Genomic DNA, 14973 nt, shown 5'->3' with positions numbered 1-14973 from the left:
GCGCGAGTCTCCTCGTCGAACTTCCGTGGTGCCGCCATGGCTGACAGTCTCCCTTGCTATATCAGGAGTCTCCAGCCAGTCCAGGACGGTTCACTCATACGCGGCAGCGCACTCGACGCACACACCGCCTACCTGGCCGAACGCTGGCAGCAAGGGTGCACCAACGCCGCCACTCTGGCTGATGAACTGCGCGAGCGCGGCTACCGGGGCAGCGAACGCCAGGTTCGTCGACTGCTGCAGACTTGGCGGGACGGCACCACACCACCGACCGCGACACCGGTCACGACACCCAAACCGCGGCAGGTCACCGGCTGGATCATCCGCCCGGCTCACAAGCGCACCGAGTCCGAACAAGCCGACCTGGCCCAGATCCTGGACCGCTGCGAGGTCCTGCGCAGCGTCGATCAACTGGTCAGTGACTTCGGCGGGATGCTACGCCACCGCCGCGGCCAGCACCTGGATGCCTGAACGCCGCAGCCCAGGCCAGCGACGTCACCCAACTCCAAGGATTCGCCGCCGGCCTGCTCAAGGACTACGACGCCGTCCGCAATGGACTCACCCTTCCCTGGAGCAGCGGCGCCGTCGAGGGCACCGTCACGAAATTGAAGGCACTCAAAAGAGCCATGTACGGCCGGGCCAACTTCGATCTCTTGCGCCGCCGCCTGCTACTCAACGTATGACACCGATCAGCAACGCCACCAACAACTTTGTGCCTGAGCCAAGTCCCAATGTCCGTTGACAAGCGCGCCAAGACAATGCGCGAGGACCTGCGCCATATGCTCCACTTCAGGTCGATCGAAGGGACCACGCCGGACCAGAGCGCGACCTTGGTGCGTGCCGTTCCGGGAACCGGACGAGATGTCGCACAGCGGAGGCCGGGCAGGACACAATCGGTGCACCGTCACCAGCACCGAGCCGGAGGCCCGCGAGGTGCTGGCAGGCCTGGACTACGTCCACGACTGCATCTTCGCGCTGCGCAAGTTCGGGATGCAGTTCGCGACCTGGCCCGACAGCAGGTCCATTGAGAGCGTGCTCAGCCTCATGCGGTGGTGGGTCGATGACTGGGGCCCCGAGCCCGGACAGCCGGGCTGGTCCTGTCCCACGATAGGACAGATCCGTATCCGGCCGAAGGCAGAGTTCGACGCCTCGCTGCCTCCGGGAATGCGGCCAGAGTTCTAACCGACGACGAACTGATCAGCTCACCGGCGCCCGCAGGTAGGCGTAGACGGTTTCACGGCTGACTCCGAACTCCTTGGCCAGCGCAGCTTTCGATTCCCCGCCGGCTGCGCGGGCGCGCAGCTTGTCAGCCTGCGGCGGTCGGGTTGGATGGCGAACGGGGGCCGGGAACCCTGGCCTTCCCTGGCTTCCTTTCTCCGTCCGCGCCGGGTGGGCTGTTCCTGCGCCGAACCCACCCGGGTTCGATATCCCTCGTGGTCGGCGATGCCGGTTTCGCGCGGCGACGGCCTATACCAGAAGACTGCTGGAGAATCCACACCGCCCCCTGCTGAGTCGGGCACTTGACATGCAGCCTTTCGGCTGCATAAATTTATGCAGCTGAAAGGCTGCATAAACAAGCATCTCGACGCCGCCAACACGTTCAAGCCAACAGGCGCAGACGCAACACTGACATAGGGTTGGCGACGATCGACACAAGCCTTGAGCAGCAACCAGGCACTCTGTCACCGATTCATATCAGAACAAAGGGTTCCATAATGACAAGGTCTTCCACGTACGGTGCTCTGACCTACACCTTCTACATGAAGACGACATCCGAGCGTTTGTGGGAGGCTCTCACCGAGCCGCGCTTGACGACACAGTATTGGGGCGTGACATTCGAGACCGACTGGACTGCGGAATCCGCCATGGTGTGGATGGAAAATGGTTGCAAGACCGATGCTCCGGGCCAACATGTTCTTGTGTCCGATCAAGGCCATCGGCTCTCGTACACCTGGCACGCCTTTACGAAAGAGTGGGCCGAGGCGGTGGGAGTGCCGACTGATGTCCTCGCGAAACTTCAGAATGAGCCTCGTACACATGTGACATTCGAGATCGAAGAGATCGGTCAGATGGTCCGGCTTGCAGTGACCCACAGCGGCTTCGGCGACGATAGTACGATGCTCGCGATGTGTAGCCAGGCTTGGCCACTAATCTTGTCGAGCCTCAAGACACTGCTCGAGACCGGCGAGCCACTGCCTACCCCATGAACCCCCGCCGACCTTTCGTGTGCATCGACAACCCCCGGTCACCGGCCGGCAGACATGGGGTTCCGGCAGTAGCTTCTTGATCGCCCTTGCTCTGGCGGCCGGTGAAGACGTGTGGATCGTCGATGAGCACACTCGCGAATGTTTGGGCGGGCTGGTGGGACGCTCGATCACCGCTCCGGAAGAGAAGCGACCGCGACGTTCCGGGACCTGACTCCTGATCCGGTGGTATTCGGCGCGACCCGGTCGTTGATGGCCGTCGAGGTTGGCCGGGGTAACGGTGCTCTACGACAGCTACGACCCGCACGATCACGGCGCGGCGGTGTGGGTGTGCCCGCAGGGATTCCTTCCCGGGCAGCTGGACACCGCACTGATCAGCGGCACGACGGCGCCCAGAAACCGGGCGGTGGCCCGCGCCACCTATCGGTGCGGCGGCAGCTTCGAGACACGTGACCGCTGAGGCCTCAGCCGAGGACTTGGCGGTGGCAGCGGCGGTGCCTCATTTCCAGCGTGTCACCCAGGAGCCGGACGAGCTGGAACAACTCCACCGCTACCTGAGCTCCTCCTCGCGCTGACACCAGCACGGTTCGCCAGCTCGCGACAACCCCCGAATTGGCAGATTCCGGTCCGGGGGTTTCGCTCATCTTCCACACCGCTGACCAGCGAATACGCCATGTTCGCCCGAAATTCGGCGAATACTACCGGAACCTCGATAGAGTCCGATACCGAAGCGGCGTTGGCCAAGGAGTTCGGTGTCAGCCGGGAGACCGTCGCGCACTTGCGGGCCGGTACCGCGACGGTCTGAACTGCGAACTTTCCGGTTTCGAACGAAATCGAGTGCCTGTCGGTGGGGTGGGGTGGTCGTGTTCTGAGTATAGGTTCAGGCCTTCGGCCTCGGTCATAGTGCGGCGCTGCATCCGGCGGAACACTTGTTGTTGGGCGCGGCGAGGTGATGATCGCGACGATCACCCCCACGGCCGGGCCTTATCGCGGTTACGTGTGCCCGTCTCAGCAGCTGACCGCGCCCGGTCGAATCGTCGATCGGTGCCGGTCATCGGTTTGGGCCCCGGCCCAGCGGTGTGATGGCCGGTGCCCTCGTCGGGTGCTCTACCCCGCCGAGACGAATCCCGGTGGCGGCCGGCCTTACGCAGTCCCCACCATGCCACGGTCGCGGCCACGCCCAGATATTGCAGGTAAGCGATTACCACCAGCGGCGCGCCGTAGTCACGCGACCACGCACGCATCGGGCCCAGTGCGACGACGCCGAGGGCGAGTAACACGACACCGAGCACAAGCGCCGGTATCCGTAGCGGTGCCATTTGCGCGTCGAGTCCGCACGCCGACGGTATCCAGGCGTGCGCAGCATCATCGACCGGGCGCTCTGGGGACCCACTGTTGTTGGCGGTGGGATCGGGCTCGCCGCTGCAGGTGGTAACCATAGATGTCTCCGGGCCGATGCTCGGATCGGCTGAGGTTTCGGCAGAGATTGCAATTCCGCCATTCGGATGGCCGGTAACGAACCGTCATCCTCGATGACCGGTCCGACAGTTAACGGTTACCCGCTACTGGGCATTTATCACGGTGACCGTAACCACCTCCCGCCGCACCCGGCATGATCACCACGCTCATGGCTGACAGGTCTACTGGTAAACACGACACCCGTTCTCGGCCGGCCGCAGCCGCCGCGACTTCGGCAACAACTTGGCGAACCGCCGTCTCCGGTCCTGGAACGTCCGGGCCGGGACGTCGACACTACGAAGTTCGCGTGCCCCCTGGAAGGGGAACCGGACACCAACAACACGCTATCGCTACTGGTCCAGCCATACGTGTTGTTTTCCGCGCGATTACTACCGGAACCCCTAAAAGGGTCTCGGTCCGAGTGTTTGGGGCTGAAATAGACGTTGGTTCGGGCGTTGATGGCGAGGTCCGGTGCACTGGTTCGTTCTGCCACCGCAGCGTGCCGCGCGGATGCGGGCGGCCTGCTCACCCGGGTTGTACAGAAGCTGGTCGGACGAGCGGGAGGCCTCGAGGTTGATACCACCAGCATCGGCGTCAATGATCTGTTCGACGGTCTCTTCGACGTCGACCGGATGGGGACCGTAGCCCTTTAGATATCTACGGTAACAGACAAGTCGACAGCATCGATGATGCGGCGGACGGTAACGATCATGTCTCGGCGGCTGATGCAGTGTCCGGCTGGCAGGCCGTGAGACCATTCGATTCCAGCACTGGTGGTGGCGATAGCGCTTGCTCCCGCGCGGGCGGTCGGCACCGCACTGGCCGCATCCCAGGCATTCGGGAGAACGAGCGGACTCCGGTATTACGCACGCAGGCGGGTCGCGGGACTCATGATCGTGGGATTTTTCCGGGCAGAGCTTCCAACGATGAGCAAGTCATTGTTGTCGGTCATCTTTCCCCCGCTGGCCCAGTTTGGAGGATTGCCGCAGTTGCCATTCAGAACGCAGCCTCATCTAGTTTCATGAGGTCCAAATCCATTTCGGCCAATATCGATCTTGTGGATGTCAGCGCGGGCAAGACATTCTTGGCAAAGAAGGAAGCAATCGCGACCTTGCCCTCATAGAAGTAGCGATCTTCGTTATCGGCTGTGGGAAACGCCCGCAATGCGATCTCGGCGTGGTACAGCAGTTGCCAGCCGATCAGCAAGTCGCCGACCGCGAGGAGGTACCGCACCGCGCCGAGGCCGATCTTATACAGCTCTGTGGGCTTCTGCGCAGCGGCGATCCAGTAACCGGTCATGGCAATCGTCATGGCATTGATGTCGTCCAACGCGGTTTTCAGCAGTGCACGTTCACGCTTGAGTCGACCATCGGCTGATTCTCGATCGACGAAAGCCGCAATTTTAGAAGTGAGATGCTGAAATGCCGTGCCACGATCGCGGATGATCTTGCGAAAGAGAAAATCCTGCGCCTGGATGGCGGTGGTGCCCTCGTAAAGAGTGTCGATTTTGGCGTCGCGAATATACTGCTCAAACGGGTAATCCTGCAGAAATCCGGAACCGCCGATAGTCTGCAAGGATTCGGTCAGGTACTGGTAGGCCCGCTCCGAGCCCACACCCTTCACGACCGGCAGCAGAAGGTCATTCACGCGGAACGCGATGTCGGCGTCCGCATCCGAAACAAGCTCGGCGATGTCGGCATCTCCGTGAGCGGCGGTGTACAGGTACACGGCACGCAGGCCCTCGGCGTACGCCTTCTGCATTGCCAGCGAACGGCGCACGTCCGGATGGCGGGTGATGGCGACGCGGGGAGCGTCCTTGTCCGCGAATCGCGTCAGATCCGCACCCTGCACACGGGCCTTGGCGTATTCGAGAGCGTTGAGGTAGCCGGTGGAGAGAGTACCAATCGCTTTTGTGCCTACCATCATTCGAGCATTCTCGATGATATCGAACATCTGCGCGATACCGTTGTGTACTTCGCCCACCAGCCATCCTGTGGCCGGAACGCCGTGAGCGCCGAAAGTCAGTTCGCAGGTGGCAGAGGCCTTAAGGCCCATCTTTTTTTCGACATTGGTGACAAAAACGCCATTGCGCTTGCCGAGGGTCTGGGTATGGAAATCGAAGTGGTACTTCGGCACAACAAACAGCGACAGGCCCTTGGTCCCCGATTTGGCGCCCTCGGGGCGGGCAAGGACCAGGTGCATGATGTTCTCGAAGAGGTCGTCCGAGTCACCAGAGGTGATGAAGCGCTTGACGCCCTCGATGTGCCAGGTGCCGTCCTTTTGCTTGATCGCCTTGGTGCGCGCGGCACCGACATCGGAACCGGCGTCGGGCTCGGTCAGCACCATCGTGGCGCCCCAGTAGCGGTGGGCGATGATCTCGGCCCACTTCCTCTGCTCATCGGTGCCGTTGTTGTACAAGATGTTGGCGAAGGCCGGTCCCGCATTGTACAGGTGCGCCGCGGGTTGGGCACTGACGATCATCTCAGTGATCGCCCACGTTACCGCTCGCGGCATCGGCTGCCCTCCAAGCGCCTCGGCAACGCCGAGGTAGGCCCATCCACCGGCTTTGAGCGCATGGAACGACTCCTTGAACCGTTGCGGAAGCCTGACCGAATGGGTTTGGGGATCGAACGTCGGAGGATTGCGATCGCCCTCCGCATATGACTCACCTAGCGGCCCCTCGGCCAAACGACGCACCTCACGGAGCATCTCGCGTACGGCGTCCGAGTCCAGGTCTCCATACGCTCCGCCATCCAGAAGCCGCCCCAGATCGAGCACCTCGAAGAGGTTGAACTCCAGGTCGCGAACGTTGCTTTTGTAATGACCCATCAGCCGCGTCCTTTCTTGATCATCTCCGGTCGCGCGTCAGGGGTTTCTCCGATGTCAACCATGGTGCGATAATCAACTAGTTGATATGCATCATCATATCATCTACTCGTGCAGATGATATGTCAATGCGCACCATATTCTTCGCTGCGCTCGGCCAGCGAGGCGGCACACCGCAGGTCTCGATGTAGTCGAAGATCGCGTTGGCCAGTTCGGTGCGGGTCTTCCATTTCTTGCGGTCGAGTAGCTCGATTTGCATTCTGCTCCAGAAAGATTCGATCATCGCGTTGTCGTAGCCGTCACCGATTGGGCCCATCGATCCGACCAAGCCGGCCTCGGTGATGCGACGGCTGAAGGCCCATGAGGTGAATTGAGCGCCGTGGTCGCTGTGGATGACCGTCCGATCGGGTGAGCGTGCGGCGATGGCCATGTCGAGCGCGGCCAGTACCAGTGATGCCGTCTGGCGGGAGTCGATGGCCCAGCCCACGATGCGTCGGGAGTAGGCGTCGATCACCGCGCAGCAATACACCTTCCCTTCACGGGTCGGATGCTCGGTGATGTCGGTGCACCACAGCTGGTTCTCCCGCTCTGCGGTGAAGTTCCGGTTCACCAGATCCGAGTGCGTGGCCTGGTCCTGCTTGTTGATATAGCGTTTCCTGGATCCCGAGAGGGCCTGCTGCTTCCATCGGTACAGCGAGCCCTCGGCAACTCCCAGATGGCGGGCAACATCGGCGACCCGCCGACCTTCGTCGAGGATCAGAGCTACAGCACGCTCACGAAACTGCGGTGAGTACATCATCGGCACGGGTGGAGATCCTTCCATTCAACGGGTAGGAATCTCACAACCCAGCGGACAGAATCTCAGGACAGCCCAAAGCCCGTCTCTTACCCGTGACGGTTCAGTAGGTGACAACCGGCACGACTCCTGTTGCCTGCGAACACGCAGGGTGGCGCGAAGCAACCAAGGTGCGCTTCAATAGATGTCGGGAGAACCTGCAGACGTCACGACAGAGGTGACTTCATGCTGTTTCATGCCCGTATCGCGGTAGCTGGTGGATGGTTTCCGGCATCCGCCTCGACCGTTGCGAGACAGGTCGCGTGCACGGTCCGCTCCTTTCCCGCGGCCCAGGCCACTCACCAGCAGCTCCCACAGGCGGCCTGGCATGGGTGAGAACACCGATCACTCGCGGGAATGGACCGACGAGGAACTCGCCTACATCAACGAGATCCATCAACGGCTTTCCGGTCCGCTCTCCGAACGTCACCTCGCCGTGCTGCGCCGATGGTGGCAAGGCGGCTACGCCACAGACCACACCGACGAGCCGGAAACCTGAAGTCCCAGGCGACCAGCCCCCAACCCCCGCACTTCTCGAGGCGTCCCATTGCCTCTAACCAAGCATGGCGAAAGAAGTCCCGAACCCCGCGGGATCGTTCCCAGTCCCGCCGGCTTCAGTCCACCGGCGAGCCCGGAACAATCCGGTCCGCCCACGCGCGGCAAATCGCTGACGGCACCGGGCCAAACCGTGGCCCTCACCCCGCTGCCGCGTGATACATCTCCCGATGCTCCGCCCACGGACGCGACCGCTCCTTCGGACTCATCGCCAACAACTCCCGCAACTTCTCCCACGCCACCTCATCGGTCGGCGTATACACCTGCATCCACGCATTCGGCACCGACGGCAACGACATACTCGTCAAAAACATCTCCAACTCCCCCACCGCCAAATTCCGCACCGCCTTCGTCCGGCTCACCGGCACCGCCACATCATTCAACGCCCACAACGACGCGAAACTCTCACTCTCCGCACACAACTCCGAAATGAACTCCTCCCACCCCGGGTCACCAAGGTTCTTCGCATACGCCCCACGCAGATACCCCACCATCCGCCGCAGATCATCCCAATTATGACGATACGCGTTACAGCACTCCGGAGTCAAAAACACCCGACGCGCCACGTTCCGCTCCCCCGCCAGAAACCCCGGGCACAACGCCTCATACGAAGAGTTGTGCGCCAACACGTCATACCTCGCACTCAACACCACACCCGGCAACGGCTCCAAATGATCCAGGATCACCTGCAACTCCTCCGGCAGCGCCGACCCCGAATCCACCGAAGGCACCGTCGGCACATCCGCCAACCGATACAAATGCGCCTTCTCCGCCGCATCCAACGACAACGTCCGCGCCACCGAATTCAGAACCTGCACACTAACGTTGATTTCGCGACCTTGTTCAAGCCAAGTGTACCAAGTTATTCCAATTCCGGATAATTGGGCGACTTCTTCGCGGCGCAATCCGGGAGTTCGCCGACGTGTTCCTGTCGGAATTCCAACATCCTCTGGCGAGATACGTGCTCGCCGGGATTTGAGGAAGGCACCCAATTCCGCGCGTCGGGCCTTTCGCACTGCCCGGACGTCGACTACATCGGTCATCCTCTGATCCTTCCGCACCATGCCACAGGTATCCAGTTACTGTCAGTACTAGTTTTGACTGAGATTGGTCGGCGGCCGCCAGCGTGCTGCCAGACCCGGTGTGGGCGTAAGTGAGGCCATTCCTGAGGCCGAGCACACATAGCGGCATTTGCACCGTTCGCGTTCACTACCCGGATCGATACATGGCCCGGTCGGTGCGGCGAGGATCGGCGCACCGGGAACCTGAGTGTGAGTCCACGATAGAGTCATGAGACAAGTGGTTCGATCTCGATCGAGTCCACGCCAGCTGGCACACCGAACCCGCGTCGTTTTCCCGCGGCGGACAGAATCGTCACCCGCACAAGCGACCGGATGATGTCGCGCTTCGCTTCCAACGGGGTCAACTCCGGATCGTGCCACTTCGCCCGCGCATCCGGGCCTGCCGCAGCAGCGACGTGCGGCATGGGCAGCGCCGCTTGGGCTCTCCGCTCCGCCGCCTCGATCAGCGGCGCCTTCCTCGCTTTATAGACGGCGATTTCCCCTGGCGACAGGTCCGCGTCAATAGCATCGCTCAACCACTTCTCATACGAGACGCGCAGTTCACGTGCCTCCGCCAACGCAGCCACGGCGTCCTCGTCCGTGCGAACCAGAGCACCGAGCAGTGCGGGATCCTCCAGCCGCCGCAAGACCACCTCTTCGACCAGGGCGTCGACCAATTCCGCCTTGCGGCTAGTGCAGCTGTTCTTCTTGCACACGTAGTAGCGAGTTTCGGGACCCCACTTGCGCCGCGACACAACCGGCCCGTCGCACTTCCAACACCGCAATAGCCCCGACAGCAACCACTTCGGTGCACTCCCGTTAGACGCCCCCCGGCGAGGATCATTCAGGATCATCTTCAGTCGCTCATGCTCCTCGACTGAGATCAGGCCTTCCCACGCTGCCTTGATCGTCAAGCGCTCGCCGTTCTCATCGACATGAACGCGCAGTCCTGCCGCCGCTTCGCTCAACAGCACGCGCTTGACCATGTCGCTATCCCATTGCGTTCGCCACGTTTTCGGGCACGCGCACGATCGCCTATCGACCTTCCGCACCACCCGACGCCCGTCCTTGACCGAGCACCGGTTGCACGGAAAGGACTTGTCATGGCTCGGAACTGGCACGCCCTCCCTCGTCAGCCAACGTCCGATCTGGTACGTCGGCTCCATGTCCAGCGCACGCCGGACCATCTCACGAAAGATCGGACCGTTCTGAGGGCACGGCACCCGTCGCACCGCGCGGCCTCGTTGATAAACGATCTGGAAGCCGAACACCTCTGGGCCATGCGGCTTACCCTCAGCGAAGTTCTGCGCGAGAGCCCGCATGGAGTCCAACCGGTTTCGTTCCGGCGCGTGCTCGTCCTCGACAGCGTCCTGAGCGACCCGCTTGCGATCGTCGGGATCGTTCATGTCATAGAGCACGCCGCCGTAATACCAGTACACCCTGAACTCCGCACACAACTCACGCAGCTCGGCCATGTCGCCGACCTTCCGGTTGGCCCGCGACGAGGACCAGTTGACCAACACACCCCCAGGCACCTCACCCCGTTTCACCCGGGCAGCTATCGCCGCCAACTCCTGACGCAGCACCTCACGACCCGGACGATCCTTACGCGCATGACGCGTCGCCCCCACCGCACCCTCATCAATCACCTTGCACACCGACCACCCGAACTGGGCGCACTCCCCCCGCCCCCACGCGATCTGCTCCTTCGGGGAACGCTCGTTCTTATGCTTCCCCACTTTCGACACACGGGCCTGGATGACGGCTGCCAAACCAGGGAAATCCTTCGGACTCAGAGGCATAACCCCAGGCTAAGCAATAGATACCCCTAACTGCACTGCACGCACGTATACCAGGTCACGCCGATCCCGGACAATTGGGCGACTTCTTCGCGACGGAGCCCCGGTGTACGTCGACGCGTTCCGGTGGGGATGCCGACATCCTCGGGTGAGATACGGGCTCGCCGGGATTTGAGGAAGGCTCCCAGTTCCGCGCGCCGCGCCTTGCGCACTGCTCGCACGTCGACGACTTCGGTCATTCCAGAGATCATCCCGTACCGGGACACAAGTATCCAGGTGCTGCTGGTACCAGTTTCGGCGCGGCGCGGCGCCGGTGATGTTCGGTTCGTCCCGGCTGGGTACGACTGTGGAGTGGTGCGATGGCGTGAAGCACTGGAAAGCGTCACCGCGTTCCTGGCCGCCGCGGTGGCCGGGCTGTTGCTGGTCGTGCCGCTCAGCTTCGGCAGGACCTGTCATTGCACGCCCTATCAGGTGAATCGATTGGTGTTGAGCGTGCCGCGGGAGGCAGCGATCGGTGTGCTGGTCGCGGCGGTCACCGCGGTGGTCGCGGTCAGCCTGGCCCGGGTGCGTACCGCGTGGTGGATCGCGCTGGCGGCGACATCGCTGCTGTTGGTCACACACACGGTCGAAGCGAACAGCGCCTCGCCCGACGTCCTGACGACCACCGCCTACCTCGACGCGATCGGCAGCGGCATCCTGCTCGGCGCGACGGGCGTGGCCGTACTCGGCCGACGCGTGCCCGCGATGGGTTTGGTGCTGGGCGCCGTCGGCTGCTTCGTGATCATCACGCTCTCGCAGGCGTCGGGGCTGCTGGGCAACCCGCATCGGGCGACGGCCGAGCCACACGTGTGGTCGGTGTTGGAAACGCAACCTCTGTGGTTGCTGGCGGCGGTGGCCGGGCTCATCCTGGCGTGCCAGGTGGTCACCCGGCACCGGTTCACGCCGGAACCGATCTATCCGGAACTGCCGCTCAGCCCGGTCATCGCCGCGATCGTGCTCGTGCTGACCGAATTGGCCGTCGCGGAGTGGCGCTTCCGTCACGGCGACGGCAGTCTCGCGCTGATCGTGACGGCACTGTGCACCCTGCTGGCCACGACCGTCGCCGCCTGGCTGCTACCACGCCGGGACGGGATCGCGATCTACCTCGCGGTCGGGCTCAGCGCCACAGGCAGCGCCGTGGGCAACGGTCCGCGACCGATATGGAGCGTGCCGCTCCTGCTGGGCCTGATCCTGCTGGGGTATCTGGTCGGAACCCGAATCCGACCGTCGAATCCCCTGATAGGCGCCGGTTTGCTCGCGGCGGTCGCGCTATTCGCCTCCGTTGCCCCACCAGGCGGCATGCGCAACGCGGTCACGGCCGCGCTCGCCGTCGTCGCGGGGTATTGCGCGGTCTGCATCCAGCCACGAACGGCGGGCAGCATTCTGGCGATCGCCATCCTGTGGCGCCCCTCGACGGTGGCGCCCACCCGCACCGAGTCGTTCGACTGGACGATGGTGTCGCCGCACCATCTGCACGACTGGGGCCCGGTCACCGTGGTGTCGGGCTCGGAATGGGCGGCGTTCGCCATCGCGGTCGGCTGTGGGATCGGACTCGCTCTCCGCGCTCCTCGAAGGAGAAGAGCACCCACACAGCGCCGCGCTCCGGCCGACATGGCGGCGATGCGACACGCGATCTCCAGGGCGTCGACGGCTCGACATGGGCGCATGGAACCGAGTTAGGCGTACCTCCGCCTTCGCTCCGGCCATGCGCGGGCTGAAGACGGACTACGCCCCGACAGCACCCATCAGGCGATACGTCGCGGGCCAGACCATGCTCCTGGTCGGCGACGGCCCCGCTACCGGCGCGATCGAGCGCGCCGCGCTGGAGCGGTGCGGTGGCTGGGTCCGACGCGAATCGTGGTGGCCGTGCCCGCCGCTCCCGAGTCCACGTGCCAGGAAGTGGGTCGCTCCTTGAACCGAATCGTGTGCGTGACCACGCCGGGCGTCGCCTACCGGCCGCGAACCGAGCGGCGCAGCCACCTGCTTCCGAGCACGGAGCGCCGACCAGTTCGACGCGCTGATCCACATCGATGAGACCAGCGCACTGGAACCGACCGTACCTCCCGATGGGGAGCCGGGGAACTGCCCGAAACCTATCCCTTCGCCGTGTGACCGGTCGCGCCGCCGTCGTGTGGCAGCGAACGACCGTCATGATGCGGCGCCGATATCCCGCCGTGGTGCGGCACAGGTCGACCGAGCGGCATCTGCGGTACCGGCGGCGCGGGCGGAACGAATCGCAAGATTTCGGAGAAACCCCGGAATCCACCGGGAATGGGAACCTCCAGCGGGAGATCGGGCTCGCCGGCGGACGACGGCTCCGCCGCGGCGGGAGCGGCGGAAACCACCGCTGCCGCGGCCACACCAACCGCGGCGATCGTCCAGGCGGCCCACGGACTGCGTCGCGAGCGTTGATCAGGTCGAATATCGGCGTCGAACGCCATTATGCGGTCCTCCGATCTGCGTCGGCCGGCCCGGTGCGATCCATCCGGTACCACGGGGACGTCACCGAGCCTCGAATTCGTTCGAAACACCACGGTGTTTGCGGTCCACTGGATCCGGAGAGTCATGCTCCCGCACACACTCGAAGAGCCGGCGCGGGACACCCGACGAATAGATCACGAAAAGACAACGAACAAGCGGCCGGTCGGCACCGGCCGCTTGTTGGCGTCCGTCAGGCTTTCGCTTGCGCCGACGAGCGAGCCGGATTCGCTTGTCCGGCCGCCTTGGGGTCGAGTTCGTCCTGTTTCGCGCGCACCCCGGCCTCGACCCGGTCGCCGAGATTCTTGTCGACATTGCGCCAGTACTCGAAGGCCCGGTCCAGCACCGGCGCGCTGACGCCGTTCAGCAGGTGCCCGACGATGTTGTCCACCAGCCGCTGCCGTGCCGCGTCGTCGAGCACGTCGCGGACCATGGTGCCCGCTTGGCCCCAATCGTCGTCGTCCCGGTGCAGCGTGTAGGCCGAGCGCACGAGTTCGCCGTCGGTGTGCCACGTCGCGGGCGGACCAGCGACGGCGGGATCGGCGTGCGGGCCGCCCTTCGAGTTCGGCACGTACACCGGATCACCCGGGTTGTGGTGCCGCAGCGCGCCATCCTTGCTGTACGAGCGGACGGTGGTGGCGTGCGGTGTATTGACCGGGAGCTCCTTGTAATTGGCGCCGATACGGTACCGGTGCGCGTCGGGGTAGGAGAACCAGCGGGCCATCAGCATCTTGTCCGGGCTCGGCCCGGTGCCGGGTACCGAACTACTCGGCTCGAATGCCGCCTGCTCGATCTCGGTGTGGTAATCCGCCGGATTGCGGTCGAGCGTCATCCTGCCGACGTCGATCAGCGGATAGTCGCCGTGCGGCCACACCTTGGTCAGGTCGAAGGGGTTGAACCGGTAGGACTTCGCCTCGTCGAACGGCATGATCTGCATCTTCAACGTCCAACTCGGGAAATTGCCGCCTTCGATGGATTCCCACAGATCGCGGGTGTGATAGTCGGTGTCCATCGCCGCCATCTGATCGCCTTCGTCCTGGGTGAAGAACTCGATGCCTTGATCGGTCTTGAAGTGGTACTTGACCCAGAACCGTTCCCCGGAGGCGTTCACCCACATGTAGGTGTGGCTGGAGTATCCGTTCATGTGCCGCCACGTGCGCGGGATACCGCGGTCACCCATCAACCAGGTCACCTGGTGCGCGGATTCCGGCGACAGCGTCCAGAAGTCCCATTGCATGTCGTGGTCGCGCAGATTGTTGTCGGCGCGGCGCTTCTGGGAACGGATGAAGTCCTGGAACTTCATCGGGTCGCGCACGAAGAAGATCGGCGTGTTGTTGGCGACCATGTCGAAGTTACCCTGCCCGGTGTAGAACTTCAGCGCGAACCCGCGGGGATCGCGCCAGGTGTCGGGGCTGCCGCGCTCTCCCGCGACGGTGGAGAAGCGGGCCAGCATCTCCGTCTTCTTCCCCGGTTGGAATACCTCGGCCATGGTGTAGGCACTCACGTCGTGGGTGACCTCGAAGACGCCGAACGCGCCGCCGCCCTTCGCGTGCGGCTGGCGCTCGGGCACGCGTTCCCTATTGAACGCCGCCATCTTCTCGATCAGATACCAGTCCTGCAGCAGGATCGGCCCATCCGGCCCGACGGTCAGTGAATGCTCGTCGCTGGGGACCGGGATCCCGGCGTCATCGGTGGTGTAGTTCGGGCCAGACATCTCTCTC

The 14973-nt window shown here is 63.5% G+C and carries 12 protein-coding genes and 7 pseudogenes; 9 read left to right on the top strand and 10 right to left on the bottom strand.

Going from position 1 to position 14973, the window contains the following annotated elements; genetic code table 11:
- From ACWEO7_RS16885 to ACWEO7_RS16875, 3 genes and pseudogenes are all read left to right on the top strand, one after another.
- Positions 1 to 468: pseudogene (locus ACWEO7_RS16885) on the top strand (hypothetical protein); the annotation flags it as partial.
- A 2-nt stretch (positions 469 to 470) separates the two neighbouring features.
- A pseudogene (locus ACWEO7_RS16880) lies at positions 471 to 680 on the top strand (transposase); the annotation flags it as partial.
- Positions 681 to 858: 178 nt separating this feature from the next.
- Positions 859 to 1179: a hypothetical protein gene (locus ACWEO7_RS16875; RefSeq protein ID WP_452424254.1), complete on the top strand. Its 321-nt coding sequence runs from the start codon at positions 859 to 861 to the stop codon at positions 1177 to 1179.
- A gap of 15 nt (positions 1180 to 1194) precedes the next feature.
- Here ACWEO7_RS16875 and ACWEO7_RS16870 read toward each other — a convergent pair whose 3' ends face one another.
- The gene (locus tag ACWEO7_RS16870; RefSeq protein ID WP_452424263.1) at positions 1195 to 1299 is read right to left on the bottom strand and encodes a helix-turn-helix domain-containing protein; all 105 of its coding nucleotides are present in this window, start codon (positions 1297 to 1299) and stop codon (positions 1195 to 1197) included.
- A gap of 458 nt (positions 1300 to 1757) precedes the next feature.
- Here ACWEO7_RS16870 and ACWEO7_RS16865 point away from each other — a divergent pair, with 458 nt between their 5' ends.
- The 3 genes from ACWEO7_RS16865 to ACWEO7_RS16855 all read left to right on the top strand — a co-directional run bounded on the left by ACWEO7_RS16865 (position 1758) and on the right by ACWEO7_RS16855 (position 2776).
- Positions 1758 to 2204, top strand: coding sequence for an SRPBCC domain-containing protein (locus ACWEO7_RS16865; protein ID WP_452424252.1), 447 nt, complete (start codon positions 1758 to 1760; stop codon positions 2202 to 2204).
- Between the two features lie 262 nt (positions 2205 to 2466).
- A complete protein-coding gene (locus ACWEO7_RS16860) occupies positions 2467 to 2661 on the top strand; it encodes a hypothetical protein (protein WP_452424250.1) in 195 nt (64 codons plus the stop codon).
- Positions 2651 to 2776, top strand: a complete 126-nt coding sequence (locus ACWEO7_RS16855) for a hypothetical protein (protein WP_452424248.1) — start codon at positions 2651 to 2653, stop codon at positions 2774 to 2776. Before ACWEO7_RS16860 ends, ACWEO7_RS16855 begins: the two co-directional genes overlap by 11 nt.
- Before the next feature lie 390 nt (positions 2777 to 3166).
- Here ACWEO7_RS16855 and ACWEO7_RS16850 read toward each other — a convergent pair whose 3' ends face one another.
- From ACWEO7_RS16850 to ACWEO7_RS16830, 5 genes and pseudogenes are all read right to left on the bottom strand, one after another.
- The gene (locus tag ACWEO7_RS16850; RefSeq protein WP_452424246.1) at positions 3167 to 3640 is read right to left on the bottom strand and encodes a hypothetical protein; all 474 of its coding nucleotides are present in this window, start codon (positions 3638 to 3640) and stop codon (positions 3167 to 3169) included.
- Positions 3641 to 4308: 668 nt separating this feature from the next.
- Positions 4309 to 4503: pseudogene (locus ACWEO7_RS16845) on the bottom strand (isocitrate lyase/phosphoenolpyruvate mutase family protein); the annotation flags it as partial.
- Positions 4504 to 4655: 152 nt separating this feature from the next.
- Positions 4656 to 6488 (bottom strand): acyl-CoA dehydrogenase, encoded by a 1833-nt coding sequence (locus tag ACWEO7_RS16840; protein ID WP_452424244.1) that lies wholly within the window; start codon positions 6486 to 6488, stop codon positions 4656 to 4658.
- A 178-nt stretch (positions 6489 to 6666) separates the two neighbouring features.
- Positions 6667 to 7131, bottom strand: a pseudogene (locus ACWEO7_RS16835) (IS3 family transposase); the annotation flags it as partial.
- 6 nt (positions 7132 to 7137) lie between these two features.
- Positions 7138 to 7281 (bottom strand): annotated as a pseudogene (locus ACWEO7_RS16830) (transposase); the annotation flags it as partial.
- A gap of 367 nt (positions 7282 to 7648) precedes the next feature.
- Here ACWEO7_RS16830 and ACWEO7_RS16825 point away from each other — a divergent pair.
- On the top strand, positions 7649 to 7819 hold the full coding sequence (locus ACWEO7_RS16825; RefSeq protein ID WP_452424242.1) for a hypothetical protein: 171 nt from the start codon (positions 7649 to 7651) through the stop codon (positions 7817 to 7819).
- A gap of 196 nt (positions 7820 to 8015) precedes the next feature.
- Here the strand turns inward: ACWEO7_RS16825 and ACWEO7_RS16820 are convergent, their stop codons facing one another.
- The 3 genes and pseudogenes from ACWEO7_RS16820 to ACWEO7_RS16810 all read right to left on the bottom strand — a co-directional run.
- Positions 8016 to 8918 carry a helix-turn-helix transcriptional regulator gene (locus ACWEO7_RS16820; protein WP_452424240.1) on the bottom strand — a complete coding sequence of 301 codons (903 nt, stop codon included), beginning with the start codon at positions 8916 to 8918 and terminating at the stop codon, positions 8016 to 8018.
- 245 nt (positions 8919 to 9163) lie between these two features.
- Positions 9164 to 10708 (bottom strand): recombinase zinc beta ribbon domain-containing protein, encoded by a 1545-nt coding sequence (locus ACWEO7_RS16815; protein ID WP_452424239.1) that lies wholly within the window; start codon positions 10706 to 10708, stop codon positions 9164 to 9166.
- A 65-nt stretch (positions 10709 to 10773) separates the two neighbouring features.
- Positions 10774 to 10974: pseudogene (locus tag ACWEO7_RS16810) on the bottom strand (transcriptional regulator); the annotation flags it as partial.
- A 115-nt stretch (positions 10975 to 11089) separates the two neighbouring features.
- Here ACWEO7_RS16810 and ACWEO7_RS16805 point away from each other — a divergent pair.
- The gene (locus ACWEO7_RS16805) at positions 11090 to 12454 is read left to right on the top strand and encodes a hypothetical protein (protein ID WP_452424237.1); all 1365 of its coding nucleotides are present in this window, start codon (positions 11090 to 11092) and stop codon (positions 12452 to 12454) included.
- Between the two features lie 261 nt (positions 12455 to 12715).
- Positions 12716 to 12886, top strand: a pseudogene (locus tag ACWEO7_RS16800) (erythromycin esterase family protein); the annotation flags it as partial.
- A gap of 559 nt (positions 12887 to 13445) precedes the next feature.
- On the opposite strand, the gene ACWEO7_RS16795 reads toward ACWEO7_RS16800, so the two are convergent.
- Positions 13446 to 14966 carry a catalase gene (locus ACWEO7_RS16795; RefSeq protein ID WP_452424236.1) on the bottom strand — a complete coding sequence of 507 codons (1521 nt, stop codon included), beginning with the start codon at positions 14964 to 14966 and terminating at the stop codon, positions 13446 to 13448.
- Between the last annotated feature and the right edge of the window lie 7 nt (positions 14967 to 14973).

It is taken from the genome of Nocardia sp. NPDC004260 (assembly GCF_053603155.1).
The sequence above is the reverse complement of the archived record's forward strand: the minus strand, read 5'-3'. Positions and strand labels throughout refer to the sequence as shown.

Excerpts from the sequence above, each read along its gene's own strand:
- ACWEO7_RS16840 (WP_452424244.1), bottom strand. The coding sequence starts at position 6,488 with ATGGGTCATTACAAAAGCAACGTTCGCGACCTGGAGTTCAACCTCTTC.
- ACWEO7_RS16865 (WP_452424252.1), top strand. The coding sequence starts at position 1,758 with ATGAAGACGACATCCGAGCGTTTGTGGGAGGCTCTCACCGAGCCGCGC.
- ACWEO7_RS16875 (WP_452424254.1), top strand. The coding sequence starts at position 859 with ATGTCGCACAGCGGAGGCCGGGCAGGACACAATCGGTGCACCGTCACC.
- ACWEO7_RS16795 (WP_452424236.1), bottom strand. The coding sequence starts at position 14,966 with ATGTCTGGCCCGAACTACACCACCGATGACGCCGGGATCCCGGTCCCC.
- ACWEO7_RS16820 (WP_452424240.1), bottom strand. The coding sequence starts at position 8,918 with ATGACCGATGTAGTCGACGTCCGGGCAGTGCGAAAGGCCCGACGCGCG.
- ACWEO7_RS16850 (WP_452424246.1), bottom strand. The coding sequence starts at position 3,640 with ATGGTTACCACCTGCAGCGGCGAGCCCGATCCCACCGCCAACAACAGT.
- ACWEO7_RS16825 (WP_452424242.1), top strand. The coding sequence starts at position 7,649 with ATGGGTGAGAACACCGATCACTCGCGGGAATGGACCGACGAGGAACTC.